This window comes from Sphingorhabdus sp., from assembly GCF_044239045.1.
Classification (GTDB): domain Bacteria; phylum Pseudomonadota; class Alphaproteobacteria; order Sphingomonadales; family Sphingomonadaceae; genus Sphingorhabdus_B.
In genome coordinates this window covers 62,397-87,135 of sequence record NZ_JBIICD010000003.1, presented here as the reverse complement: position 1 = coordinate 87,135, position 24,739 = coordinate 62,397, and the positions used below count along the sequence as shown (strand labels likewise).

Below are 24,739 nucleotides of genomic sequence, written 5' to 3'. Positions count from 1 at the left end.
TGCAGAGAGCAGCGCGGCGTTGGGACCGCGTGGCCCGAGGCCGCATTTAGGCGCAGCCCCGGTTTTGTCAATGACTATTATAAAAAGTTATCAATAACCCACCTTGCGAAACAATATTTCACCGCGGCGGCTGACATATAATTTTTCGAGGGTTACGGGATGGAAATAAGCTTCCACACGGTCGCCTTCAGGCGTGGTGCCATACACTTCATAGCAGCCGCCATCGACTTTCGACTTACGCACCGTCCAGCCGTCTTTAGTGAGCTTGTCGGTCAGCGCCTTTTGACTTTTCCAGCCGGATACTGGTCCTGACTTGCAGGTGATTGCGCCCGTGGCCGAAGCCGGAACCGATGCAAAGGCGATAGCGGCCACAGCGGCCAGTGAAAGAGGTGTCCATAAACGCATATTCATGCTCCTTTAAAATTGGGTCTGTTGGTGCGGAAATATCGTGCTGCAACGAGAAGCACGAGTGGGATGAAGTGGACGAGCGCTGGTCCTAAATTATTGTGGATGAATATCCAATGGACAAGAACAAGCACAGCCGCGGGATAAACCAAGCGCTGAAGACGTTTCCAGCCAGCCTTTAGCATTCGCATGGACGCATCATTGCTGGTCACAGCCAACGGCACAAACAGCAGCATCGCAGCCCAACCAGTCCAGATACCAAGCGCCAAAAACTCAGCGAGCATATCATCAAGGTTTCCCATATCGATGATGTAGAAAATGAGATGCAAAATAGCATAGCCAAAGGCCGCAACGCCCAATGCCCGGCGGCGCTGGATGAGCCAGCTCAACCATGGCCGCGGTCCAATGAGCGACAATAAGGGACTAAGCACCATCGCGGCAATCATCAAGCGGGCCGACCATTCACCCGTTGGGTGCAACATATCCATCGCGATCACATCGCCGAAAACATAAGGGCGCATCATCAATATCGCTGGCAAGCACAAAAGCGCCCAGAATGTTGGCTTCTTATTAAGAATGATTCGCAACATGCATGCGGGATAAGCGTCTGACGCCCGCTATGCAACGCGCAATTTTTATCTGAACCCTTCAAATTTCTATGGATTTAGGGGATGTGGAGATATTTTATGCCTGCGCAGACTATATTTTACGTTAAGACGCTTTCATGTCGTTGGCCTTGCTTCAAAGATTTCTGCTGATCGCTGGCGTCTTTGCGCTAGCGTCGTGCGGTGGACGGGAAAAGCCGCAATCGTCGCGTTCCGGCGACAACATGACATCGCAAAGCGCGCGCCAGTGCCTGGCTGGCCTCAAGTCCAAATCGGTGCGATTTGCAGGATTACCTAGCAAAAGCTTTGACGGCGGATGCCGCATGATCGACACCATCAAGTTGATGGACTTTGGCACGCCCACAACAAATTTGGGGGCAATGACCTGCCCTCTTGCCTCAAGCTTTACCGATTGGGCGCGTTATGGCGTTGCGCCCGCGGCCAAGCTCTATCTGGGCAGTGAGGTTGTGAAGATTGAAACTATGGGCACATTCAACTGCCGTGCTGTCAACGGCAGCAGGTCTGGCAAATTGTCCGAACATGCATTTGCGAATGCCGTTGATGTATCCGCCTTTGTTCTGCGCGATGGACGGCGTGTCTCCGTGCTGAACGGTTGGCGCGGATCATCAGAAGAACGGGCATTTTTACGCCGCTTACACCAATCCGCATGCAAGCGCTTTGGCACTGTTCTTGGTCCCGATTATAACGCCGCGCATGCAAACCATTTCCATTTCGACATGGCCAAGTCGACGAGCAATGGCACTGCTTATTGCCGATAAAGTTGGCAAAAGCGATGTTTACTCCCTACATGCAGGATAATGACAGACACAAAAATTAACGATCGCCGCTTCTACAAAGCACAGCAAGAAGCGGATTTTGCCGAACAGCAACTCTCCACTCCGCAAACGCAAAGCAAGTCGTATCGACTGGCCTTTCAGGATACGGACTTCCTGCTGCGCGAAGACCTGCGCCCTGTTCGTTTTCAGCTCGAACTGCTTAAAACCGAAATGTTGCTTGATGAGGCGAATATCGGTTCCATGTTGGTCATCTATGGCTCCGCGCGTATTCCAGAACCAGATGCCGCCGACGCGATACTCGCCGCTGCCGAAGGGGAGCGCGCAACGATCATCGCCGAGCGTTTGCAGGAAAAGTCACGTTTCTACGCCGAAGCGCGCCATTTGGCGCAATTGGCCGGAAAAGCCAATGTTACCGATGAAGAAGGTCGTCGCCACTTTGTCGTTTGCTCCGGCGGTGGTCCATCGATCATGGAGGCGGCTAATCGCGGCGCACATGATGTGGGCGCAGAATCGGTTGGCCTGAACATCGTACTTCCGCATGAGCAAGCCCCGAACCTGTTCGTGACACCGCGGTTGAGTTTTCAATTCCATTATTTCGCGTTGCGCAAAATGCACTTCTTGTTGCGCGCACGCGCCGTCGCGGTGTTCCCCGGTGGTTTTGGCACATTTGATGAATTTTTTGAGCTGCTGACGCTCATACAGACCGGCAAGATCAAGAAGATGCCGATCCTTTTATTCGGGCGCGAATTTTGGAACCGCGTCGTGAATTTTGAGGAGCTTATGCTCGAGGGCGTTATCAGCCCGCGTGATCTGGAGCTATTCCAGTTCGTAGAAACCGCAGAAGAGGCATGGGGTGCCATCTGCGATTTCTACGAAGTGTCACATTGAACTAGGCCGAAGGCCTAACTGGATTATTTCGCAGCTGCTGGTGCTGCTGCAGCATCGGTTGCTGGCGCTGCGCCAGCTTCACCCGTTGCGGCGTCGGCTGCCGCATCAGCGGCAGGGACTTCTGCCGCAGGCGGCGTTGGCAATGGCAAGTTTGAACCCTGGGCGTTCAGATACAAGATCAGGTTAGCGCGTTCTTCTGGGTTACCCAAACCAGCGAAAGTCATCTTGGTGCCCGGCGCATATTTCTTAGGGTTGGCCAACCATTTGTCCATGCCTTCCCAATCCCAGTTACCTGGAATGCTTTTCAGCGCGTCGGAATAAGCAAAGCCAGCCACATGGCCATGCGCCTTACCCATTGATGCCCAAAGATTAGGACCGATCCCGTTTGCGCCGCCTTGTGCAATGGTGTGACATGCCGCACATTTTTTGAACGCAGCTTCGCCTTTGGCAATATCAGCTGTCGCAAGCAACGTCGCGATTGGCACCGCAGCGGCGCCGCCCGCTTCGCCCGCCGCCTCAGCCACAACGGCAAAGCCCTCTTTCTCGGGTGCCTCTGGGTGGAAATACATTCCCGTGACGATGCTTAGCCCCAGCGCAACGATGCCGCCTGCTAAAACCCAGCCTGCAATTGTGTTACTACGATCATCCATTGTTTATCAGCCTTGAAAGTGCGTTAAAACACCGGCGTAGAATGACGGCCGGTCTGATTGGCCCCTCTAATGGCGAGTGCAACGCCGTGCAAGTGCCCAAATCCACACTTGCTCGATAAGTCTGCCTATCCTATCGCGATTGGCGCATGAACAGTTATCCCGCGCCCGCACTGGCAATCGTCAAAGACATGACGCTTGCTGCACATAAACATCCTGCAAAAGCGATTGCCTTTCAAGGCGCGCCTGGGGCGAACTCGCATTTGGCGGCGCTGGAATATGACGCCGATTGCTTACCGCTGCCCTGTTTCTCGTTCGAAGACGCCATTGATGCGGTCAAGGACGGAAAGGCCGCGTGCGCGATTATACCTATCGAAAATTCGCTACATGGCCGCGTTGCAGACATCCACTTTCTGCTACCAGAATCAGGCCTCAGCATCATTGCCGAGCATTTTATGAAGATCCGCCATTGCCTTATGGCAAAATCGGCAGATGCCGCGCTCAAAACCGCCATGAGCCATCCGCAAGCGCTTGGTCAATGCCGGCATTTTTTACGCGCAAATGGGATTATCCCTGTCGCATATGCAGATACCGCGGCGGCAGCGGCATTTGTCGCTGCCAATGACGACCCGTCGGCTGCGGCCATTGCGCCACCGATTGCTGCTGATTTATATGGCCTTGTCGCAATTAACAGCGCCGTGCAGGACGATGACAGCAACACCACTCGCTTCGTTGTCCTTTCGCGCGCCCCGGCCGAGCGAAGCAGCCTGACCGGCACGTTAATGACCACGCTCATTTTTGAGGTGAAGAACATCCCTGCGGCTTTGTACAAGGCGATGGGTGGCTTTGCGACCAATGGCGTCAATATGACAAAATTGGAAAGCTATCAAAATGGCGCAAGCTTCGCCGCGACCGAATTCTTCGCCGATATCGAAGGCGCACCCGGTGACCCTGCCGTGGACCGCGCATTGGAGGAACTACGCTTCCACTGCAACTCGGTCCGCTTACTCGGGACCTATATGCAAACCCGCGAACGGGGTTAAGGCAGCCTTACTTAGTGCGCCGCCCCCCAGCTTACACCCGTGCCGATTTCAATGCCCAGGGGAACCGTGAGCTTTACCAGCGGTTCCGCTGCATTGGCCATGACGTTGCGAATGACCTCGCTGGCAGCGGCGACGTCCGCCTCTGGCAATTCGAACACCAGTTCATCGTGCACCTGCAGCAGCATCTTCACATGGCCCAGCCCAGCGGCGCCCAACGCTGGCCCCATTTGCACCATCGCGCGCTTAATGATGTCGGCACTCGTTCCTTGGATCGGCGCGTTGATCGCGGCGCGTTCGCTGCCCTGTCGTTCGGCTTGATTGGGTGATGTAATCCGCGGAAACCATGTTTTGCGGCCAAAGAGGGTGGTCGAATGACCACATTCGCGCACGGTTGCCATCGTTTCCTGAATATAATTGGAAATGCCGGGGAAGCGTTTGAAGTAAGCGTCGATGAGCGACTGCGCCTCTTCTGGGGAGGATTCCAACCGTTTAGAAAGGCCCCAGCGCGAAATGCCATAGAGGATGGAGAAGTTGATCGTTTTGGCGCGTCCGCGTGTGTCGCGATTGACTTCACCAAATAGCTCAAGCGCCGTGCGGGCGTGGATATCCTCGCCCTTTTCAAAGGCGTCCCGCAACGGTTCGACATCGGCAAAATGCGCCGCCAAACGCAGTTCGATCTGGCTATAGTCAGCGGACAAAATGACGTTGCCGGGTTCCGCGACAAATGCGTCCCTGATTTGACGCCCCGTTTCGGTGCGGATCGGGATGTTCTGCAAATTGGGGTCGGTCGACGACAATCGCCCGGTTTGTGCGCCAACAAGGCTGTAGCTTGTGTGCACACGCCCGGTTTTGGGGTCAATCTGCTGTTGCAGGCTGTCGGTGTAGGTGGATTTTAGCTTCGCCAATTGCCGCCACTCGAGCACTTTGTGCGCGATCTCGATGCCCTGCCCCGCAAGATCCTCCAACACCGTCACATCGGTTGAATACTGCCCCGACTTGCCCTTTTTTCCGCCCTTATAACCCATTTTACCAAACAGAATTTCGCCCAATTGCTGTGGACTGCCAATTGTAAAAGCTTGCCCCGCAAGGCCGTGAATTTCCTTTTCGAGCAATTCCATTTGACCGGCAAACTCAGACGACAGGCGCGCTAGCGCGGCGCGGTCCACCTTGATGCCCAGACATTCCATTTTGGAAAGCACGGGCACCAAGGGACGGTCTACGAGTTCATAGACGCTGGTCGCTTTTTCGGGGCTTAGGCGCAATTTCAGATGGTGCCATAGACGCAACGTCACATCGGCGTCCTCCGCTGCATAACGTGTCGCGTCGGACAGAGGCACGGCGGCAAAACCAATCTGGCTTTTGCCCGTGCCCGTCACGCTTTTGTACGATATGCATTCATGCCCCAGATGGGTCTTGGATAACTCATCCATACCATGCGCCTGACGCCCTGCGTCCAAGGCAAAGCTCATCACCATCGTGTCGTCATATGGCGTGATGGGGACATTGTGCCGGGCAAGCACTGACATGTCATATTTCAAATTCTGGCCGATTTTGAGGACGCTTGGGTCACAGAGCAAAGGGCGTAACTTGGCCAGCGCGGCGTCCATTGGAATTTGCGTAGGGCGTTCCGCAAACATGTCGGTGCCGCCATGCGTCAACGGCACATAGCATGCCTCACCGGGGGCGACCGCAAGGCTGAAGCCCACAAGGTTTGCGCTCGCGGCCTGCAGACTGTCGGTTTCGGTGTCAAAACCCAAGGTACCGGTTTCGCGCGCGCGCGCAATCCAATGGTCCAACCGGGCGATGTCCGTGACACATTCATAACTGGAGGTATCAATTTTCGGCATTGGCGCTGGGGCGGCGGACGCCCCAGATACCGGCGCGCGTTCTGCTCCGTCGCCTGCGTGCATGGCCTTGGGGTTGCCCGCAATCGCCTTATTGGCAGCCGCGGTGTCAGCGACATGCCCAATACGCTTCAACAGCGAATTAAAACCGTGATGCTGCAGAAATTCGGTCAAAGGTTCTTCGGGGATAGCACCGAGCACCATGTCTTCCATGGCAATTGGCAACGGGCAATCTTCCTTTAACGTTACCAGCACCTTCGACAATCGTGCCTTATCCGCATGCTCGATCAAATTGTCGCGCATTTTTGATGGCTTCATATCGGGCGCCGCCGCCAATACGCTTTCAAGGTCGCCAAATTCTTGGATCAGCTTGGTTGCGGTCTTTGGGCCGACGCCCGGAACACCGGGGACATTGTCGACGCTGTCGCCCATCAAGGCGAGCACATCGCCGACTTTGTCAGGACCGACACCAAATTTCTCGAATACTTCTTCTGAACGGATGCGTTCGTTTTTCATCGTGTCGAACATGTCGATAGACGGTTCGACAAGCTGCATCAGGTCCTTGTCGCTGCTGACGATGGTGACATGCCAACCAGCCGCGCTAGCCGCCTTGGCATAGCTTGCGATCATGTCGTCGGCTTCGACATCTTCTTCTTCAATCAATGGCAGCGAAAATGCGCGCGTCGCATCGCGGATCATCGGAAATTGGGGCCTCAGGTCTTCGGGCGGGTCGGGGCGATGCGCCTTATATTGGTCATAAATCCGGTTGCGGAATGTCTGACTGGACTTATCCAACACCACGGCCATATGCGTCGGGCCATCGGCCTGATTCAAATCGTCCGCCAGCTTCCACAGCATCGTTGTATAACCATAGACAGCGCCAACCGGTTCGCCATGCTTGTTAGTAAGCGGCGGCAGCCGGTGATAGGCCCGAAAAATATAAGCGGAGCCGTCAACGAGGTAGAGATGCTTTTGGTCAGACATAATGCAGCGATAGCAGCCCGTTTTGGCCAAGTCTTTTGCTAATTTACCGCTGTAGCATTGTACCAAATTTTATCGGGACCCGCGCCACAAAATTAACCCGCTTGCCACGATGATACCCGCCCCCGCGAGTGACGTCAGGTCAGGCCAGTCGCCAAATAATAGAATCCCCAACCCGACGGCTATCAACAGTTGAACATATGTCATGGGCGCAATTTCTGCGGCGGATGCGCGCGTCGTGGCCATGTATATCAACCAATGTCCAAAACTTGCGGTGACGGCAACCAACGTGCAGCGCGCGATAATTGTCCAATCGGGAACACCGACATGCAGCGCCTCGACGCCAGAAAAATGGCCAATAAAGGCAGCGCTGAGGATGAAGGGCACCGCAAGTGACGCCACCAAAAATTGCATGAGCAATGGCGAACCAGTCCCAGCCACGGCGCGGTTGCCGATCATCATGAACGCCATGCTCATTGCAGCTACTAGCGGCAGTAATGCGACCCAGCCCAGCTCTGTCACATTAGGACGCATGATCAACAGCACGCCGCCAAAGGCCACAAAAATGGCAACCCATTTCGTGGCGTGGATACGTTCGTGGAGGAAGATTGCGCTAAAAATCGCTGTTATCATGGGGCTGGTAAAGCCGATGGCTGTCGCGTCAGCCAAAGGCATTAGGAAAATCGACGAGAAGAAACAGATGGTCGCCACAGCCACCGAAAATCCGCGTAACCACTGCAATTTGGGCATGGGCATTGCAAAGCCCCGCCACCCTTCCTTCAGGAACAACAAAGTGCCAAGCCCTATGGCACCAATCGAATAGCGCAGCGAAGCCACAGCGGTGCCTGGCCAAGCCCCTGCGATAGATTTAATGACCGCATCGCCAATCGACAAAAGTGCAAAGCCGCACAAGGCGTATAACAGGCCCGACCGGACCGAGGATGATGTCACAAAATTTCCCCAATAGATGTGCCGCCTTAATCCGCTTTATTCGGAATGGAAAGCAACGCAATCGTCGCGCAATATCTGTTCAAAATGACGCAAATTTCTCGCCTTGATCAGCGGCTTTTGCAAAACCGTTGGGTAAGGCTAAAGGCCAGTTAAAGGCCTTTAATCGCCAGCGCCGCAGACAAAACGGTCGCGAGTACCGAAAACACGGTAATGGCCGTCCATGGCATGAACCCCACATCGTCAATATTGGCACGATTATGACGGCGGCGATCCGCCAGACTGCTGACCAACACCACGAAAGCAGACATCACAGATGAAACCGCCCACAGATGATCTTGCCAAATAAATTGCTCAAACGCATGCATAGGATTGCCCTTAATCCAGCTTTATCAGGCAATAAAGGGTGAAGGAATGTTCCGCCGGTTTGCGTGAACGGGAATCTGTTTTCGCACCTGCATTATGGTGTCGAGATCGAGATCGACGTAGGCAAGTCCCGGCAAGCTGCCCATATCGAGCAATATTGTGCCCCAGGGATCAACAACAAGCGAGTGCCCATAGGTCTGCCGGCCATCTTCATGAACACCGCATTGCGCCGCAGCAATTACGAATGCCGCGCTTTCAATCGCCCGTGCGCGCAAAAGCGTGTGCCAATGCGCCTCACCTGTTGGAACCGTAAAGGCAGACGGCAGCGTAATGATATCAACGCCCGATTTGGCATAAGCGCTGAACATATCGGGAAAGCGCATATCATAGCAAATCGCGAGGCCCATCAGGCCCAGGGGCGTTTGAACCACCACTGGCTGCTCTCCGCCGACATAAGCCGATGACTCACGCCAAGTTTCACCCGACGCCAAATCAACATCAAAGAGATGCATTTTGTCGTAACGGGCGGCAATTGCGCCGTTTGGAGAGATTATGATACTGCGATTGGCTAACTTCTCCGCGCCGTCCTCCAGTATGGGCATGGAGCCGATATGCACCCACATCCCATGTCGGGCCGCCGCAGCGATCAGCCTTTGCAGCGCAATGCTGTGGGATTCGCCCACCATATGTTTGCGGGCGCGGGCCCGGTCACGATCAACTATTAGCGCCATTTCTGGCGCAAAATACATCAACGCGCCGTTTTCGGCGGCTTTGGCAATAGCGCCTTCCATGTCCGAAGCGTTGCGCATCGGATCAATGCAACTGGTCATCTGATGCAAGGCTATGCGCATAAAAACCTGATAGATATTCACTAAGTGGAAAACAACGTTGCTAGCTGGCATTCATTTCACTGCGCAAACAACATTGCAAGATATATGCAACGCTCCGAAAATCGTTGATCAAGCGAAAACAATATGACGCAGCAGCTCAACGTACGCGTGACTGACAATATTCAGGGCAAATAATCGCTGACTTGCGCTTTCGGCGGATGTTTCCCATATCTGCGGCATGGAAACACAATCGCACGCAAATCCGGTGACATGGTACGGCACCACCATTTTATCCGTCCGCAAAAATGGCAAAGTGGTGATCGCTGGCGATGGCCAAGTGTCGATGGGCCAGACAGTGATGAAGCCCAATGCGAAGAAAGTGCGGCAATTGCATGATGGTTCCGTCATTGGCGGGTTCGCAGGGGCAACCGCCGATGCATTCACCCTTTTCGAAAGGTTAGAGCGTAAGCTTGAGCAACATCGCGGGCAATTGATGCGCGCGGCGGTCGAATTGGCCAAAGATTGGCGGACCGACAAATATCTGCGTAATTTGGAAGCGATGATGATTGTCGCGGATAAGGATGTAACCTTAATCCTGACGGGAAATGGTGATGTGCTGGAGCCGAATGACGGCATTGCGGCAATTGGCTCAGGCGGGAATTACGCTTTATCGGCGGCCCGTGCGCTTGCCGATTATGAGACGGACGCTGAAAAAATGGCGCGACATGCCATGAAAATTGCCGCCGAAATCTGCGTTTATACCAATGATCATCTAACGGTCGAAACCTTGGATAGCGCCCAGTAAACAACCGTCGCTGGCCCGCTTCACTTGAACGCCGTTCGCAACTTCCCATGTAGGTCGTAATGAAAAACGCACTGACCCCAAAAGCCATTGTGGCTGCTCTCGACGAACATATCATTGGCCAAGCCGATGCAAAGCGGGCCGTGGCCGTTGCCTTGCGCAACCGTTGGCGTCGTCAGCGCCTCGGCGCAGATTTACGCGACGAGGTGACGCCCAAAAACATATTGATGATTGGCCCGACGGGTTGCGGCAAGACCGAGATTTCACGCCGCTTGGCCAAGTTAGCCGATGCGCCGTTCATCAAGGTTGAGGCCACCAAATTCACTGAAGTTGGCTATGTCGGTCGCGACGTAGAACAAATTGCCCGCGATTTGGCTGAGGAAGCCGTACGTCTGGAAAAAGAGCGCCGCCGCGAACATGTGCGCGAAGCTGCGGAGACAGCCGCAATGGAGCGGATATTGAAAACGCTGGCTGGCGACACGGCAAGCGAAGCCACGCGCGAAGCATTCCGCCAGCGCATTCGCGAGCGGCATATGGACGACGTTGAAATTGAAATCGAAGTGTCCGACAATCCGACGATGCCGATGGAAATACCGGGCATGGGCGGCAATGTCGGGATGATTAATCTTGGCGATATGATGGGCAAGGCCTTTGGCAAGGAGAATCTGAAACGGCGCAAGATGAAAGTCCCCGACGCCTGGAAAAAGCTGGTCGAGGAAGAATCTGAAAAGCGCCTAGACCAAGATGATGTGAACCGGGTCGCGTTGGCCGATGCCGAGGCCAATGGCATCGTATTCTTAGACGAAATCGACAAGATTGCAGTGTCGGACACGCGGGGCGGGGGCTCGGTCAGTCGCGAAGGTGTTCAGCGCGACCTACTGCCATTGATTGAAGGCACTACCGTCGCGACCAAATATGGGCCGATGAAAACCGACCATGTTTTGTTCATTGCGTCGGGTGCTTTCCACATTTCCAAGCCAAGCGACATGTTGCCCGAATTACAGGGCCGCTTGCCCATCCGCGTCGAACTGCGCGCGTTGGAGCATGCCGACTTTGTTCGGATCCTATCCGAAACCCGCGCCAATCTGCCGATGCAATATCGGGCATTGCTGGCGACCGAAGAAGTTACGCTCGAATTCAGCGATGACGCAATTGATGCCATTGCGCGCATCGCCGTGGATGTGAATTCTTCGGTCGAAAATATCGGCGCACGTCGCTTGCAGACCGTCATGGAAAAGCTTCTTGAAGATATTAGTTATGATGCCGAGGACCGCAAAGGCGAAACCTTGAAGATTGACGCCGCTTATGTCAGCAAACAACTTTCGGGCATCGCCAAGGACACCGACCTGTCTAAATATGTGCTTTGACGGAGTACTAACTTTTGATATGATTCCAAGTTCTTAACTTTGATATGATTCCAAGTTCTTAACTGGAGTCGGAACATGTCACAGCAAGGTGGGTGCCAATGCGGTGCCGTGCGGTATGAAGTCAGAGGAACGCCCCAGCATGTGGCCTTATGCCATTGCGAAGGATGCCGGAAAAGCGCAGGTGCACCTGCCGTCGCTTGGGCTGCCTTTTCCGAGAACGCATTTCAACTTCTGCAGGGTGATCTGACCGAATTCAATTCATCAGGCATGGCGATACGCAGTTTTTGCCCAAGTTGCGGCACGGGTATCGCCTATCGCAACGCCGAAATGTTGCCTGGCATCGTCGATATTCAATCGGCTACGCTTGATGATCCTTCGGTGTTCCCGTTGCAGTGCCATATCCAGACAGCCGAACGGATTGATTGGATGGCGAACGCACACACCCTTCCTGCATTTGAACGCTTCCCGGGATAAGGTTCAGCGCGCAGCCGTTGCCGTTCCATCGTCCGAATGCGGCGCAACGACGAGCTTCCACGCCTTGTCTTTGATAAAATAGCGCTGTGCCAATGACTGCAAAATTGGGGGCGTTACATCGTTGAAATCGCTGTACAGCCTGCCCAATGCAACAAAGCGTTCAGGGTGATAGCTTGCCCCTTTCAGTTGGTTCAGCCAGAATGTGTTGCCCGAGGCCGCACGCTCAATGGCTTGCTTGGTCGGTTCCACAGCGCGCTGCAGTTCGTCGGCACTAACGGGGTTGGCAATTAAGTCCGCCGCAACGTCGTCTGCAAAAGCAAAGAAACGGTCCACATCCGCAGGATTAACCTGTGCATAGGCCATCAGATATCCGCCGCTGTTAAAGTTGATTGGCCAGTTGGCGGCCATGTCGGGGCTGTAACTCGCGGCTTGTTCGGCGCGGAATTTTTCGAACAAACGATCACGGAAGATTGCCGCCAATGTTTCCAGCTGTCGCCCCTCGGTAATGCCGCTGATGCCACCGCCGGTTGGCCAAGCCATGACGGCTGCCGCTTGATCACTGGCACCGCGGTGCGTCAAACGAAGCGGCGCGGCCGTTGGCGCGGGGAAACGCAGTTCGCTTGCCGCTGTTGATACCGGCAATGGCGCACGCGGTGCCATTGCGCCAAAGCTTTTTTCCAGCGCCTTGACCGCTTCCGATTTATCAAAATCGCCAAAAAGCAGAACTTCGACAGGGCCCTGCGCCATCAAAGGCTGCCAATAAGCTTCAAACTGCGCAGCATCAATTTTTGCCACTTCTGCAGGCGTCGCCGATTTCCAACGCGCGTCCTTATTGCGCAGCAGATATTCCAGATCACGTTGCAACACAGACATCGCCGACATTTCAAAGCTAGCATAGCCTGACGTGGCCAACGCCTTGGCACGTTCCACAGGTGCGGGGTCCCAACCGGGATGCTCCAACTTCGTCGCAATCAAGATAAGCTGATCCGCAAGATCATCGGGCCGGGTGTTGGCGCCAAATTGGAAGGCGTCATCATCGACCGAAAAGTTGAGTTCAATACGCCGTCCGTTGACCATCTGATCAATTTCGGTGCGTTTGATATTGCCGATGCCATTTTCAGACAGAACTAATGGCCCTGCCCATAACAGACCGCCTTGGTCTGGGTTTACGGCCTGATATCCACGACCAAAACGGACCAGCAGCCGGATCTGACCGCTTTCGGCTTTATTTGGATAGAGCAAGGCGCGCACGCCATTGGACAGTTCCAGCCGATTAATGTCCCATCGCGATAAAATGTCCTCGGCCACCAGCGTTCCCGGCGGACCCAATTGAGGCAATGCCGCAAAGCCAAGCGTATTTTCGGACAGGCGAGCCGATGTGTTCGCTGCCACGGGTGCATTTAAAGCCGCGAGAGCGCGATTATCCGCATCGGGTATCGAGGTCGGCGAAGAGACCAACAACCGGATCACATCGGCGCTAAAAAGCTTCTGTGTGGACTCCAAAAGTCGTTCGGGGGTGAAGTTGTCCTTCAGGCCTTCATACACTTGGACAACGGTTTTTGGGGCAGCCACCGTTTCGCGTATATCCACGGCGCTGACGATATCATCCGCCTGCTTGGCAGCGGCTTCGAACGGATAGCTGTCCAGCATCGTACGCAGCGCGTTGCCGAACAAAGTCCTTTCCCGATCAATGTCCGCAACCGAAGGCGCCGTCGCAACTGCATCGGCAATTATGGCACGGACGTCGCGCGTTGCGGCTTCCCATTGGTCACCGACGGGCGTCAGCGAAACCAATGTCGCATCGGCGGTGCGCGAAATATCCTCCTGCGCAACCTGCGCAAATAGATAGTTGCCGCCATTGCGCGCCTGCACCTCAAGCCTGCGGTTAATGATTTGCATCGCCAAGGCATCGATCAACAATTGTTCATTATAGGCAATCGTGTCGTTCACTTTGCGCCAGGGCCGCAGATAGGAAATGTTGACCATATGTGGCAATGTCGGCTCAATCAGCACACGCGCAGGTGTTCCTTGCGGGCTGGGGTCGCCAAAATCTGGTTCCGGCGCGCGTGCGCCTTTACCTTTCCAGTCGTTGAAATATCGTTGGACCAGATTGGCAAGTTGCGCTGGTTCCATATCGCCAGCCATCACAACAACAGTATTTTCGGGGCGGTACCAGCGGTCATGAAAGGCGCTGAGGTGAATGGCATCTGCCGCCTGCAGCGTTTCCGGCGTTCCAATGGTCGATCGGCTTGCAAGGCGCTGCCCCTGAAATGCATGTTGGCGCAGGGCATCGCTATAGATCATCTGCGCGCCACTATTCTCGCGCAATTCGGCCAAAACAATCGCACGTTCTGCATTTAACGCGGTTGGCGAAATCCGCGGGTTACGGATCATGCCGGAAATGATTTTTACAGACTCATCCAGCTTTTCCTGCGTCGCATTGGGCAAATCGAGTTTATAGACGGTCTGCGTAGGCGTTGTTTGGGCGTTGCTATCGCTGCCGAATGTTACGCCAAACCTTTGCCAGATGCGCTTCGCTTCCCCATCCGGAACAAAAGTTGATCCACGAAAGGACAGATGCTCGATGAGATGGGCAAAGCCTTGCTCATCATTATTCTCATGCAATGCGCCCGCATCAATCCGCACGCGAATGGAAACCTGCCCCGCTGGAACGTCGTTTTTCTTAACCGCATAGCGCAGACCATTGGGCAAAACGCCAAATGTCCATGTGTCATCCACAGGGACGTCGCTGCCTTCATACAACCAAGGTTGCGCACCCGTCTTCGCCGACGCGGTCGTGACGGACGCGGTTTGGGCGTAAGTATTGGTGGAGAGCAGCAACGCTGCCAAAGCGAGAGCATAAGAAAATTTGCGCATTACACTCCTCATAACGGGCGTGCAGCTTGACCGCACATGAACGATCCGAAAAAAGCGGCGACTTCTTTCAATCACTTGCTCGTCATCCCGAACTTGTTTCGGGATGACGCACAACCGCCTGCCTGTTATCCCGAAACAAGTTCGGGATGACGAGGGGTTTCTCGGGACATTGTAACTAAATTCCCCCGTCGACGGTGTCATAACCCAAACCGCGCAGGCCAAGTTGCAACGCCTCAACGCATTCCGCCAATTTATGCGCATCGGTGGTGCGGACAACGAAGTTTGCACCGACCTTGCCCTCGCGGAAAAACGGGTAGCTGCCGATCTGGCATCCTTCATGATGCTTTTCCGTATCGCCCAGCAGCTTGGCCACTTCGCTTTCGGCGACCCAGCATCCGATTTGTTGGGATAATAAGGGCGCGCCGCCCTCAAGCGTACCTGTGAGTGCGTCCAACATACCTGCGGTAATGTGCGGAACACCGGCCATGATAAAGATATTGCCATGCCGGATACCCGGCGCGCCCGACATTTTGTTGGGGATCAGGTCCGCGCCGTCAGGCACCCGCGCCATGCGCAAACGGCCCGGATTGATGCCGCCGCGTGTTTCATAATATGCGTGAAGCACAGCGCTCGCTTCGGGATGGATAACTACCTCAACACCCAAAGCAGCCGCTATTGCATCGACCGTAATATCATCATGCGTTGGGCCAATGCCGCCGGTTGTGAACAGATAATCATTGCGTGCACGCAAGAGGTTTACCGCCTCAATTATCGCATCCATGTCATCGGCAACCACGCGCACTTCGCGCAGGCGAATGCCCTGAATATTGAGCCAAAGGGCAATTTGGCTTACATTTTTGTCCTGTGTGCGGCCAGAAAGGATTTCATCGCCAATAATCACAAGGGCAGCGGTGTAGATGCGAGATTCTGTCATGAGGACTCGATAGCATAAATCACCCCCTCGCAAAGTGCGGATTATTGCCTTATATCGCTTGCATGGAACAATATGTAAGCGTGACGCCGCAAGAGGCGATGCAGGCCCGCGACGGGACGATCAAATTGCATGGTGCAGAAGGCTTTGACGGCATGCGCAAGGCCGGACGCCTAGCCGCAGAAATCCTCGATGCTTTGGTGCCGCATGTCGTGCCCGGCGTGACAACCGAAGAACTCGACGACATTGTCCGCGAGATGACGATGCGCGGCGGCGCGGTGCCGGCTACCCTTGGCTATCGCGGGTACACGCACAGCTGCTGCATTTCGATCAACCACGTAATCTGCCACGGCATTCCATCGGACAAGAAATTGAAGGATGGCGACATCGTCAACATCGACGTCACGCCGCAACTGGATGGCTGGCACGGCGACACCAGCCGCATGTTCTTGGTCGGCGACGTGCCGGTGAAGGCCAAGCGTTTGGTCGATGTGACTTATGAATGCCTCATGCTCGGCATCGAGGCCGCAAAGCCCGGCAATCGTGTCGGCGACATTGGCTATGCGATCCAAACCCACGCCGAAAAGCACCGCTATGGCGTGGTCCGCGATTTCTGCGGCCATGGCTTGGGCCAGTTGTTCCACGATGCCCCCGAAATCGTCCATGTCGGCCGCCCCGGCACGGGGCCAGAGCTACGGCCCGGCATGATCTTCACCATCGAGCCAATGATCAACATCGGCAAGGCCGCAGGCAAGGTCCTCGACGATGGCTGGACGGCAGTAACCCGGGACCGTTCATTAAGCGCGCAATTCGAACACAGTATCGGCATTACTGACGATGGCTGCGAAATATTTACGGCAAGCCCCAGAGGTTTTGATAAGCCACCTTATTGAGGGCTGTTGCCAAGTTCAGGGTCACGACGTATTTTGGTCGAAATTACGATTACAACCGCAACCCAATCGTCTCATCCAAGCCGGCCATGATGTTTAGGTTTTGCACCGCCGCTCCACTCGCGCCTTTGCCGAGATTGTCAAGCATTGCCAACAGGCGCACTTGCAAGCCGTCGGGCGAAGCCAGCACATAAAGATCAAGCCGGTCGGATGGCGCTTGGTCGGCGTGCATCAATAATTCGCTTGGCGCAGCTTCGCTGTGCACCGTCACAAGCATTGACCCCGCATAATGCGTTTCGAGCGCGGCGCGCAACGCATCGGCACGACCTGCCCCCGTCATCGCCGAGAGCGGCAACGGCACTTCAACCACCATCCCGCGAAAGGAGCGGACGACGGCGGGGGCGAATATGGGCGGGTGGATCAGGCCTGCATGGGCCTGCATTTCGGGCACATGCTTGTGCGCCAGATCAAGGCCGTAGCTGCGATAGCCGATATCCGCGCCATCGCCTTCGAACCTTTGTATCAATGCCTTGCCACCGCCCGAATATCCGGACACGGCGTTAACGGTGTATGGCCAATCGGCTGGGAGCAAACCAGCGGCGACCAAAGGCGCGATAAGGCCCAAAAATCCGGTGGGGTAGCAGCCGGGGTTGCTCACCAACCGCGCGGAAGCAATACGTTCGCGTTGGCCGGCGCGATATTCGGCAAAGCCATAGGCCCAATTTGGGTCGACGCGATAGGCCGTGGACGCGTCAATGATGCGTGTCGTGGCGGATGTCGTCATCGCCACCGCCTCTTTCGCGGCGTCGTCTGGTAGGCAGAGGATAACAAAGTCGGCATCATTCAACGCTTCGCGTTTCGCGGCCATGTCTTTGCGTTTGGCATCATCCAAGGTGATCAACGAGAACTCGGCGCGGCCTGCCAGCCGGTCAGCGATCTCAAGCCCAGTGGTGCCCGCGGCGCCATCGATGAAAATGGTTTTAGTCAAAGCGCGACCCGCTTACGTGCCAAAATTGCGACCTCATGCTCGGCAAAGCGCGCAGCCACGTCCGTCAGAGGTTCCACGCTTACTGCCATTGCCGCGCCATTGGCGTGGATGATGTTGTCAGCATCGGCCATGATGCCGACATGGCCGGGAAAGAAAACCAAATCGCCACGTTCCAGCGGAGCGCCTTCGGGCAATGCCGTACCGAAATCGGCCATTTGCATATCGGCGTCGCGCGGAGCCATGATGCCTTTTAGGCCAAAGACCAATTGCAAAAGGCCCGAGCAATCAAGCGCATCGCCGCTGCGTCCACCCCAGCTATAGGGCGTGCCGATAAGCTGCTCAGCGAGATCAGTGGGCGACGCATTGACGCACCCGATGTCAGACACATGCGTGCGCGGCACAAAACCATTTTCGCACGCCAGATATGTACCACATGCGCTCAAATCACCGCAGAGCAAACGCGCGCCCATAGGATAACGCGCCAGCACGGGTGCTTTTGTCGACGGTGCCGCTACGAGCAATGTCGCCGGCGCCGTAACAATATGCGTCGCGGCAAAATCATCACCCAGTTCGGCAAAGCGCAGATAACCCAAATAATTATCGTGCAGGCAATATCCCCAAGCCCATTCACCTGCGACATCCAACACGGCAAATTCTTCGCCATGCATCAACGCGCTGACCGGCATCGATGTCGCATGGGCCTCTGCGTGGATTTCCGTAACGGGCGCGATACCGGTGCGCAGCATCGGCACGGCATAATGCGGCGCGAAGAGCTTTCCAGCCAGGCTGATATCGGCAAGGTCGCCACGGATAGGCGTTGTCCTTTTGTCGCCGACAAGGCTGTGTCCCGTCAGCTTGTGAATAGGCCTACCAATTGGCTTATTGATACCCAATTACTCATTCCCCCAACACCCGTCGCCCCAGCGTAGGCTGGGGCCCATTACGTCTCTCGGCTTTGAACGACAGGCGAGATAGGCACCAGCCTGCGCTGGTGCGACGAAAAATTTCTTCTAAAGCCCTTAGCCGACCGGATAAGTTTCCGTCAAATAACGAAAGACAGCCCGCAATCCAAGCGCCTCTCCGCCCTTTGGCCTGCCGGGCTTGCTGGTGGGCCGCCAGGCGAAGGTGTCCAGATGCACCCAAGGCACATCATCGGGGACGAATTTCTGGAGGAACAACGCCGCCGTAACCGCGCCTGCAAAGGCACCGCCGCTGTTCGATATGTCGGCGATATCGCTGTCGAGCATTTCCATATATGGCGCCCATAAGGGCATGCGCCAGAGCGGGTCCGAAGCTGCCTTTGATGCCGCTAGCATGTCATTTGCAATCCGTTCGTCGTTGCTGAACATAGCTGGCAAATCAGGGCCAAGCGCTACGCGTGCCGCACCGGTCAGCGTAGCAAAATCAATGATCAACTCCGCCTTATCCTCTATCGCCTTGGTAAGCGCATCTGCCAACACCAAACGTCCTTCGGCATCGGTATTGTCGATTTCTACGCTAATTCCCTTGCGGCTTTTGACGATGTCGCCTGGCCGCATCGCGTCACCTGCGATGCTGTTTTCCGCTGCCGCCACCAACATGTGCAGCCGCACGGGTAAATGCGCCGCCATAATCAGCTCTGCCAATGCCAAGGCATGAGCTGCGCCGCCCATATCTTTCTTCATTAGCCGCATGCCGGAGGCAGGTTTGATATCCAGCCCGCCACTGTCAAACGTAATGCCCTTGCCCACAATCGCGATACGCGGGTGGCGTGGGTCGCCCCATTCCATTTCAATCAGACGCGGCGCATGCGCACGGGCGGCGGCTTTGCCGACCGCGTGGATGAGCGGATAGCCCGTTTCGAGAGCCTCACCAGTGGTGACGGTGACGTCCGCTTTATATGACTTTGCGATGCGCTTTGCCTCAGTCTCCAACGCGTGTGGGCCAAGGTCGCTCGCTGGCCGGTTGACAAGATCGCGGACCAAAGCGGTTGCAGCGGCCTGCATTTCTGCCACGGGGATGCGGGCAGGCTCTCGCACCAACAAGACCCTTGGGCCGACAAGTTTCGGATCGCTCAGATATTCATGATAGCGATATTGCCCCAATATCCACCCGAGCATCGCATCGCCCGCATCATAATCGACAAGGCGATAGGTGCCTTCAGGAAGGCTATCTGCTGCTTTAGCCAAATGCCACACACCCGGGACGGCCGCATCCGATACGCCGGCAACGACAAACCATTCCCCGGGTTTATCTCCGGGCAATATGGCTATATCGTTTGCGTTTCCTTCAAATTTTTGTGCCTTGATAGCCGTTCGGGCGGCATCAGATTGCAGCGCAAGCCAGGCTTCAAAACGACCTTTGTCGGTGACATGAATAAGGGTGGCGGCCTGCGCATTATCAGGCTGGATCAGATTATCGTAACGCATAAACACTGCGATAGCCGCAATAGCAGGCGAACGGGAGAAATTTCAGAAAGGATGCACATTTTTCTTATCTGCATGCGATATCACTACCACCCCGCGCGCCGCACAGCCGCGACAATTCGAAATCAGATAAGCTGACGGGCGCCATCGACGCCCGTCCATAAACATCATTCCGCGGCGATAAGCGTTTCTGTTTTTTCTTTATGCGTCCTCGTATATTGCGGCGCTGAAAACACCATGACGCCATCATCGACAGGGTCCTGTGTCAGGATTTTCTTCTCTGCCGTGTAGTTTTGCAGAACACGCCATGGGTGACGGTCGCCATTTTTGGGCAGCGTGTCAAAACTGCGCGCGAAATAGCCGGAGCTGAAATCAGTCACAAATGGCAGCTTCGGCATGTCAGGATCATCCAGAACTGGCGTTGCCACCAGTGCGTTTTTGTCATCCATTTTCCACAATAAGCGACACACATAATCCGCCACAATATCGGTCTTTAGCGTCCAAGATGCGTTGATATAACCAAATACGCTGGCGAAATTCGGAATGTCGTTGAACATCACACCTTTATAATTGAAATGCTCGCCAAAATTGACGGCTTTCCCGTCGACGCTGATCGCGGTCTTGCCCATCGTGACGAGGTTCAGGCCCGTCGCGGTGATGATGATATCAGATGCGATATGCTTGCCCGACTTCAACTGGATGCCTGTCTTGGTAAAATGATCGATATGATCGGTTACAACTTCGGCCTTGCCCTCGGTAATCGCCGTGAACATGTTGCTATCGGGGATGAGGCACAGGCGTTGTTCCCACGGGCCATATTTAGGCACGAAATGGGTGTCGACATCCACCGACGCGGGCAAAGCCTCCCGCGCCATATTGACCAGCCTTTCGCCTAGCTTTGCCGGGTTCCGGCGCGCATACCAATATGTGAAACGCTGCATGTTGATATTGCGCCACCGCGTCAACGCATAGGCCAGCTTTTCCGGCATGATTTTGCGCACAAATTTCGAAAACGGGTCAATGGCAGGACGCGAAACCATGTAGGTGGGCGACCGTTGTAGCATCGTCACTTGTGCGCCTTGCTGCGCCATAACTGGGACAATCGTCACCGCCGTAGCGCCTGAACCAATGACCGTTACCTTCTTACCCGCATAATCCAAATCCTTGGGCCAATGCTGCGGATGGATGATTTGACCGCCAAAGTCGGCTTCGCCCGCAAAATCGGGTTTATAGCCTTGATCATAGTCATAATAGCCAGCGCACATGAACAAGAACCGCGCGGCAAAATGCCGTTCCGCGCCGCCGTCCACAGCCTTGGCCGTTATGTGCCAACGCGCATCGGGGCTCGACCAATTAGCTGAGATAACCTTGTGACCAAAATGAATATGCGGTGAAATGCCATATTCGTCGGCGGTTTCATGGACATATTCGTGAATGGACGGGCCATCTGCGATCGTTTTTTCATGCAACCATGGTTTGAAACGATAGCCCAAAGTGTGCATGTCGGAGTCCGACCGAATACCGGGATAGCGAAACAGATCCCAAGTCCCGCCCATATCGGCGCGTTGTTCCACAATTGCGTAGCTTTTGTTCGGGCATTGCATGGTGAGATGCGCCGCAGCGCCAATACCGGACAGGCCTGCACCCACAATCAATACATCTACTGTCGTCTCAGCCTGCGCCATATGCCTCTCCATTTTACAAGAAAATCTTACTGACATCGTTGCAAATTGCAACTGGCTTTCGTGCGCACAAAAATGCCGCTACGGCGGTGGCTAACATAAAGGAAATTGGGTCTCATGAGCGACAATATGGACGAAGATTATGTTTATGACGAAGTGTCGGGCGAATGGGTTAGCGCCGCCGAAGCAAAAGCCGCGACCGCGCAGAAGGACACTGTCGAAGTCCGCGACGCAGTCGGCAATTTGCTTGCGGACGGCGACCAAGTAACGTTGATTAAGGACCTAACGGTCAAGGGCGCTGGCCAGACGTTGAAACGCGGCACGTTGATTAAATCCATTCGGCTGACCGGCGACGCCCAAGAAATTGACTGCCGCTTTGATGGAATCAAAGGCCTAGTGCTGCGCGCCGAGTTCGTCCGGAAGCGCTGATGCACGTAAGCGTGTAGCCATCTTGAAATCCGGCGGCGCAATGCCCAGTTCGGAAAATGCGGGCCGGGCCCCTCTGGTCGTCATGTGACGGCGATGTCGGACCGCTTTATGAGTTCAAGAGGAGACCCGAAATGAATGCAGCCGTTGGAATGCCTTGCCCTGTATGCAAGGTACCGTTGGTCATGAGTGATCGCCAAGGTGTCGAAATTGATTATTGCCCGCAATGTCGCGGCGTATGGCTGGATCGCGGTGAGCTGGATAAGATTATCGAACGCAGCGCCGCTGCGGAAATGCCCACGCAACCCGCGCCTGCCCCACAAGCACCACCGCCACCCCAAGGCGGCTTTGCCCCACAAGGCTATCCTATGCCGCACCAAGGCTATGGTCACGGCTACCCGTATAAGAAACGCAGAAAGTCGTTTCTGGAAGAATTGTTCGACTAAACATCAGCGCGCGACACAAAAAAAGGGCCGCCTCTCGGCAGCCCTTTTTTTAATTTTTCGGCTGATTAATCAGCTGCGGACAGGTTGATGGCCGAAGCCTTACCGTTACGGCCGATTTCGACTTCGAAATTCACGCGCTGCTCTTTATCCAGCGTGTGCATGCCGGCTGCTTGAACAGCCGAGATGTGTACGAAGCTGTCATCACCACCGCCATCCGGCGCGATAAAGCCATAGCCTTTGTCTGCATTGAAAAATTTTACGGTGCCTACTGGCATAATATGTTCCTTTCACGAAACAGGTGACCACCGGACAACAGCGCCAAGTGGGTAGCCAAGTCGTGGTAGGAAAAACGTTGCCCGTTCCGATCTTATGATCAGCGACGCGCCTCAAAAATCCGTCGCGGTCGACGATAGCGTTCGACCTGTATACACCTGATTTATATAATGTGCAAACTAGAAGCGAAAATAACGACTTATTCCCGCTCACCGCCACTTTCGGGCACCTGCGCAGCAAGCGTGTTGCTTAGTCGTTTCCGGTTGGCGACCACGCTTTTGGCATAATGCGCGATGCTGGCGCTGACAATCGCCTCTGGGCTGCTCCCCAACTTTCCAGTCATCAGGTCGCAGCAGAGCGCCACGTTCGCCGTGACCTTCTCCGACACCATCCGCCCCGCCTCTTGTGCCGCCGCCGGCCCGCCTTGCGCCAAGCTGCCGATGCGCATCGCGATCACCAGATTCGATTCCGCGGCCAGAGCCCAAGCGTCCATGCCGATGTCGAACCAGTTGGGCTTTTTCGATGTCTCGGTCATGCCTCAACCCTAACCCGCGCCGCCAAAATGTCACGCAGGAATAACGCGGTGCGGTTGAAAAGAAAGCACCGTGCAAGGCAACTATTGGCTATGCACCGCATACCGCGCCGTCATGCTGAGAACTCATCCTTCGTCAGCCTGATAACGCATCTTCTCGTCATCCTGAAACAAGTTCAGGATGACGAGAAGATGCGCGCTGCTTTAAATTGAAACTACCGCGACGAGGACATCGCCCCTGCCCCACTTTCCATTTCACAAAACCGTCACACACTCCTAAGGCGCGTCACCTTATATGTGCAGAGTGCCTTATATGTTTGAAGTTGATGCGGTTATCACCTGGGTAGACGGGGCGGACCCAGCGCTGAAGTTGAACCGTGATTATTACCTCGAAAAGGCCAATGCGCTGGCTTTGGCGGGTGCCAAAGCACCGTTGCACGACAATGGCACCAACCCCCATCGATGGCTGTGCAGTGATGAGCTGAATTATTGCGTGCGCTCCATTGCAAACCATGCGCCTTGGGTACGGCGGATCTGGATTGTGACCGATAAGCAGACCCCCGAAATCATGCAGCTTTCCACCGAAATCTCCGCGAAGATCAGCATTGTTGACCATGAAGAGATTTTTGCAGGATATGAGGATGTGTTGCCGACGTTCAATTCGCTGTCCATCGAAACGATGCTGTGGCGCATAAAGGGGTTGGCCGAACATTTCCTCTATTTCAACGATGACGTATTTTTAACCGCGCCAGTGACTCCGTCGGATTTCTTTGCCGCCGATGGCCCGGTGCTGCGTGGCAAATGGACCGATCATAAAGACCTTGCCGCAAGCGGCGCAGCCCGTGATGAAGCAAGCTTGCTGAACCATTTTAACCAGATTAGCGCCGCGCAGATGATTGGCTATACCGCCGATCAGGTGTTCGAAAGCGCGCATGTCGTGCACCCGATGCTGCGTTCGGTGATGGCGGAATTGTTCGACACGTTCCACGACGCGTTTATCGCCAACGCAAGCTATCGCTTTCGCGATGCAGGGCAGTTTCTACCGCAAAGCCTGCATAACCATGCCTGCTTGGCCGACGGCAGCGCCGCGATTTTGGACACGCGCGATTATCTGCACATCGCGGTCGGCGCGACCGATGCGTGGTCGGCCGAAGATGTCAGCGGCTATTTACGCGGCAGTGAATGGGACGCGATCAAATTCCTCTGCGTCAACGATTTGCCCGAAGTAGAACGCAGCTTCCCCGATGCACGTTTGTGGATCGAGGAAGCGATTGCCCGTTAGGCGGGGTGTG

25 protein-coding genes are annotated in these 24,739 nt (G+C 55.1%); 10 read left to right on the top strand and 15 right to left on the bottom strand.

Going from position 1 to position 24,739, the window contains the following annotated elements:
* Positions 1-90: 90 nt before the first annotated feature.
* Positions 91-405 (bottom strand): PepSY domain-containing protein, encoded by a 315-nt coding sequence (locus ACILP4_RS02130; protein ID WP_395619104.1) that lies wholly within the window; start codon positions 403-405, stop codon positions 91-93.
* A 2-nt stretch (positions 406-407) separates the two neighbouring features.
* Positions 408-995 (bottom strand): sulfite oxidase heme-binding subunit YedZ, encoded by a 588-nt coding sequence (locus tag ACILP4_RS02125; protein ID WP_395619103.1) that lies wholly within the window; start codon positions 993-995, stop codon positions 408-410.
* 134 nt (positions 996-1,129) lie between these two features.
* Here ACILP4_RS02125 and ACILP4_RS02120 point away from each other — a divergent pair, with 134 nt between their 5' ends.
* Both ACILP4_RS02120 and ACILP4_RS02115 read left to right on the top strand, forming a co-directional pair.
* Positions 1,130-1,789 (top strand): extensin family protein, encoded by a 660-nt coding sequence (locus tag ACILP4_RS02120; protein ID WP_395619102.1) that lies wholly within the window; start codon positions 1,130-1,132, stop codon positions 1,787-1,789.
* 39 nt (positions 1,790-1,828) lie between these two features.
* A complete protein-coding gene (locus ACILP4_RS02115; protein ID WP_395619101.1) occupies positions 1,829-2,695 on the top strand; it encodes an LOG family protein in 867 nt (288 codons plus the stop codon).
* A gap of 23 nt (positions 2,696-2,718) precedes the next feature.
* Here the strand turns inward: ACILP4_RS02115 and ACILP4_RS02110 are convergent, their stop codons facing one another.
* A complete protein-coding gene (locus ACILP4_RS02110; protein WP_395619100.1) occupies positions 2,719-3,345 on the bottom strand; it encodes a c-type cytochrome in 627 nt (208 codons plus the stop codon).
* A gap of 146 nt (positions 3,346-3,491) precedes the next feature.
* Between ACILP4_RS02110 and ACILP4_RS02105 the strand changes: the two genes are divergently transcribed.
* Positions 3,492-4,385: a prephenate dehydratase gene (locus ACILP4_RS02105; protein WP_395619099.1), complete on the top strand. Its 894-nt coding sequence runs from the start codon at positions 3,492-3,494 to the stop codon at positions 4,383-4,385.
* An 11-nt stretch (positions 4,386-4,396) separates the two neighbouring features.
* Here ACILP4_RS02105 and polA read toward each other — a convergent pair whose 3' ends face one another.
* From polA to ACILP4_RS02085, 4 genes are all read right to left on the bottom strand, one after another.
* Positions 4,397-7,213 carry a DNA polymerase I gene (gene polA / locus ACILP4_RS02100; RefSeq protein WP_395619098.1) on the bottom strand — a complete coding sequence of 939 codons (2,817 nt, stop codon included), beginning with the start codon at positions 7,211-7,213 and terminating at the stop codon, positions 4,397-4,399.
* 69 nt (positions 7,214-7,282) lie between these two features.
* The gene (locus ACILP4_RS02095; RefSeq protein WP_395619097.1) at positions 7,283-8,161 is read right to left on the bottom strand and encodes a DMT family transporter; all 879 of its coding nucleotides are present in this window, start codon (positions 8,159-8,161) and stop codon (positions 7,283-7,285) included.
* Positions 8,162-8,310: 149 nt separating this feature from the next.
* Positions 8,311-8,472 carry a hypothetical protein gene (locus tag ACILP4_RS02090; protein ID WP_395619096.1) on the bottom strand — a complete coding sequence of 54 codons (162 nt, stop codon included), beginning with the start codon at positions 8,470-8,472 and terminating at the stop codon, positions 8,311-8,313.
* 78 nt (positions 8,473-8,550) lie between these two features.
* Positions 8,551-9,375 (bottom strand): carbon-nitrogen hydrolase family protein, encoded by an 825-nt coding sequence (locus ACILP4_RS02085; protein ID WP_395619095.1) that lies wholly within the window; start codon positions 9,373-9,375, stop codon positions 8,551-8,553.
* A 217-nt stretch (positions 9,376-9,592) separates the two neighbouring features.
* On the opposite strand from ACILP4_RS02085, the gene hslV reads away from it, so the two are divergent.
* The 3 genes from hslV (at position 9,593) to ACILP4_RS02070 (ending at position 11,997) form a co-directional block, all read left to right on the top strand.
* Entirely contained in the window at positions 9,593-10,159 is a 567-nt protein-coding gene (hslV, locus tag ACILP4_RS02080) for an ATP-dependent protease subunit HslV (RefSeq protein WP_125230572.1), read from the top strand.
* 59 nt (positions 10,160-10,218) lie between these two features.
* Positions 10,219-11,523, top strand: coding sequence for an ATP-dependent protease ATPase subunit HslU (hslU, locus tag ACILP4_RS02075; protein WP_395619094.1), 1,305 nt, complete (start codon positions 10,219-10,221; stop codon positions 11,521-11,523).
* 75 nt (positions 11,524-11,598) lie between these two features.
* Complete coding sequence (locus ACILP4_RS02070) at positions 11,599-11,997, top strand: GFA family protein (protein ID WP_395619093.1); 399 nt, start codon at positions 11,599-11,601, stop codon at positions 11,995-11,997.
* A 3-nt stretch (positions 11,998-12,000) separates the two neighbouring features.
* On the opposite strand, the gene ACILP4_RS02065 is transcribed toward ACILP4_RS02070, so the two are convergent.
* Complete coding sequence (locus ACILP4_RS02065) at positions 12,001-14,874, bottom strand: M16 family metallopeptidase (RefSeq protein WP_395619092.1); 2,874 nt, start codon at positions 14,872-14,874, stop codon at positions 12,001-12,003.
* A 175-nt stretch (positions 14,875-15,049) separates the two neighbouring features.
* The gene (locus ACILP4_RS02060; RefSeq protein WP_395619091.1) at positions 15,050-15,808 is read right to left on the bottom strand and encodes a competence/damage-inducible protein A; all 759 of its coding nucleotides are present in this window, start codon (positions 15,806-15,808) and stop codon (positions 15,050-15,052) included.
* Between the two features lie 62 nt (positions 15,809-15,870).
* On the opposite strand from ACILP4_RS02060, the gene map reads away from it, so the two are divergent.
* On the top strand, positions 15,871-16,698 hold the full coding sequence (gene map, locus ACILP4_RS02055) for a type I methionyl aminopeptidase (protein WP_395619090.1): 828 nt from the start codon (positions 15,871-15,873) through the stop codon (positions 16,696-16,698).
* Between the two features lie 49 nt (positions 16,699-16,747).
* Here map and argC read toward each other — a convergent pair whose 3' ends face one another.
* The 4 genes from argC to ACILP4_RS02035 all read right to left on the bottom strand — a co-directional run bounded on the left by argC (position 16,748) and on the right by ACILP4_RS02035 (position 21,773).
* The gene (gene argC, locus ACILP4_RS02050) at positions 16,748-17,683 is read right to left on the bottom strand and encodes an N-acetyl-gamma-glutamyl-phosphate reductase (protein ID WP_395619089.1); all 936 of its coding nucleotides are present in this window, start codon (positions 17,681-17,683) and stop codon (positions 16,748-16,750) included.
* Entirely contained in the window at positions 17,680-18,576 is an 897-nt protein-coding gene (locus ACILP4_RS02045; protein WP_395619088.1) for an NlpC/P60 family protein, read from the bottom strand. The genes argC and ACILP4_RS02045 overlap by 4 nt, the downstream gene beginning before the upstream one ends.
* Before the next feature lie 126 nt (positions 18,577-18,702).
* Positions 18,703-20,091 carry a leucyl aminopeptidase family protein gene (locus ACILP4_RS02040; protein ID WP_395619087.1) on the bottom strand — a complete coding sequence of 463 codons (1,389 nt, stop codon included), beginning with the start codon at positions 20,089-20,091 and terminating at the stop codon, positions 18,703-18,705.
* Positions 20,092-20,255: 164 nt separating this feature from the next.
* Positions 20,256-21,773 (bottom strand): flavin-containing monooxygenase, encoded by a 1,518-nt coding sequence (locus tag ACILP4_RS02035; protein ID WP_395619086.1) that lies wholly within the window; start codon positions 21,771-21,773, stop codon positions 20,256-20,258.
* Between the two features lie 114 nt (positions 21,774-21,887).
* On the opposite strand from ACILP4_RS02035, the gene ACILP4_RS02030 reads away from it, so the two are divergent.
* Positions 21,888-22,199 carry an alkylphosphonate utilization protein gene (locus ACILP4_RS02030; protein ID WP_395619085.1) on the top strand — a complete coding sequence of 104 codons (312 nt, stop codon included), beginning with the start codon at positions 21,888-21,890 and terminating at the stop codon, positions 22,197-22,199.
* Positions 22,200-22,330: 131 nt separating this feature from the next.
* Positions 22,331-22,642: a zf-TFIIB domain-containing protein gene (locus tag ACILP4_RS02025; RefSeq protein WP_395619084.1), complete on the top strand. Its 312-nt coding sequence runs from the start codon at positions 22,331-22,333 to the stop codon at positions 22,640-22,642.
* A gap of 65 nt (positions 22,643-22,707) precedes the next feature.
* Here the strand turns inward: ACILP4_RS02025 and ACILP4_RS02020 are convergent, their stop codons facing one another.
* Positions 22,708-22,917: a cold-shock protein gene (locus ACILP4_RS02020; RefSeq protein ID WP_185739799.1), complete on the bottom strand. Its 210-nt coding sequence runs from the start codon at positions 22,915-22,917 to the stop codon at positions 22,708-22,710.
* A gap of 197 nt (positions 22,918-23,114) precedes the next feature.
* The gene (locus tag ACILP4_RS02015; protein ID WP_395619083.1) at positions 23,115-23,450 is read right to left on the bottom strand and encodes a hypothetical protein; all 336 of its coding nucleotides are present in this window, start codon (positions 23,448-23,450) and stop codon (positions 23,115-23,117) included.
* Between the two features lie 310 nt (positions 23,451-23,760).
* Between ACILP4_RS02015 and ACILP4_RS02010 the strand changes: the two genes are divergently transcribed.
* Positions 23,761-24,729: a Stealth CR1 domain-containing protein gene (locus ACILP4_RS02010; RefSeq protein WP_395619082.1), complete on the top strand. Its 969-nt coding sequence runs from the start codon at positions 23,761-23,763 to the stop codon at positions 24,727-24,729.
* Positions 24,730-24,739 lie beyond the last annotated feature (10 nt).

Coding starts and splice junctions, on each gene's coding strand:
- ACILP4_RS02130 (WP_395619104.1), bottom strand. CDS start 405: ATGCGTTTATGGACACCTCTTTCACTGGCCGCTGTGGCCGCTATCGCC.
- ACILP4_RS02125 (WP_395619103.1), bottom strand. CDS start 995: ATGTTGCGAATCATTCTTAATAAGAAGCCAACATTCTGGGCGCTTTTG.
- ACILP4_RS02120 (WP_395619102.1), top strand. CDS start 1,130: ATGTCGTTGGCCTTGCTTCAAAGATTTCTGCTGATCGCTGGCGTCTTT.
- ACILP4_RS02115 (WP_395619101.1), top strand. CDS start 1,829: ATGACAGACACAAAAATTAACGATCGCCGCTTCTACAAAGCACAGCAA.
- ACILP4_RS02110 (WP_395619100.1), bottom strand. CDS start 3,345: ATGGATGATCGTAGTAACACAATTGCAGGCTGGGTTTTAGCAGGCGGC.
- ACILP4_RS02105 (WP_395619099.1), top strand. CDS start 3,492: ATGAACAGTTATCCCGCGCCCGCACTGGCAATCGTCAAAGACATGACG.
- polA (WP_395619098.1), bottom strand. CDS start 7,213: ATGTCTGACCAAAAGCATCTCTACCTCGTTGACGGCTCCGCTTATATT.
- ACILP4_RS02085 (WP_395619095.1), bottom strand. CDS start 9,375: ATGCGCATAGCCTTGCATCAGATGACCAGTTGCATTGATCCGATGCGC.
- hslV (WP_125230572.1), top strand. CDS start 9,593: ATGGAAACACAATCGCACGCAAATCCGGTGACATGGTACGGCACCACC.
- hslU (WP_395619094.1), top strand. CDS start 10,219: ATGAAAAACGCACTGACCCCAAAAGCCATTGTGGCTGCTCTCGACGAA.
- ACILP4_RS02070 (WP_395619093.1), top strand. CDS start 11,599: ATGTCACAGCAAGGTGGGTGCCAATGCGGTGCCGTGCGGTATGAAGTC.
- ACILP4_RS02065 (WP_395619092.1), bottom strand. CDS start 14,874: ATGCGCAAATTTTCTTATGCTCTCGCTTTGGCAGCGTTGCTGCTCTCC.
- ACILP4_RS02060 (WP_395619091.1), bottom strand. CDS start 15,808: ATGACAGAATCTCGCATCTACACCGCTGCCCTTGTGATTATTGGCGAT.
- map (WP_395619090.1), top strand. CDS start 15,871: ATGGAACAATATGTAAGCGTGACGCCGCAAGAGGCGATGCAGGCCCGC.
- ACILP4_RS02040 (WP_395619087.1), bottom strand. CDS start 20,091: ATGCGTTACGATAATCTGATCCAGCCTGATAATGCGCAGGCCGCCACC.
- ACILP4_RS02035 (WP_395619086.1), bottom strand. CDS start 21,773: ATGGCGCAGGCTGAGACGACAGTAGATGTATTGATTGTGGGTGCAGGC.
- ACILP4_RS02030 (WP_395619085.1), top strand. CDS start 21,888: ATGAGCGACAATATGGACGAAGATTATGTTTATGACGAAGTGTCGGGC.
- ACILP4_RS02025 (WP_395619084.1), top strand. CDS start 22,331: ATGAATGCAGCCGTTGGAATGCCTTGCCCTGTATGCAAGGTACCGTTG.
- ACILP4_RS02020 (WP_185739799.1), bottom strand. CDS start 22,917: ATGCCAGTAGGCACCGTAAAATTTTTCAATGCAGACAAAGGCTATGGC.
- ACILP4_RS02015 (WP_395619083.1), bottom strand. CDS start 23,450: ATGACCGAGACATCGAAAAAGCCCAACTGGTTCGACATCGGCATGGAC.
- ACILP4_RS02010 (WP_395619082.1), top strand. CDS start 23,761: ATGTTTGAAGTTGATGCGGTTATCACCTGGGTAGACGGGGCGGACCCA.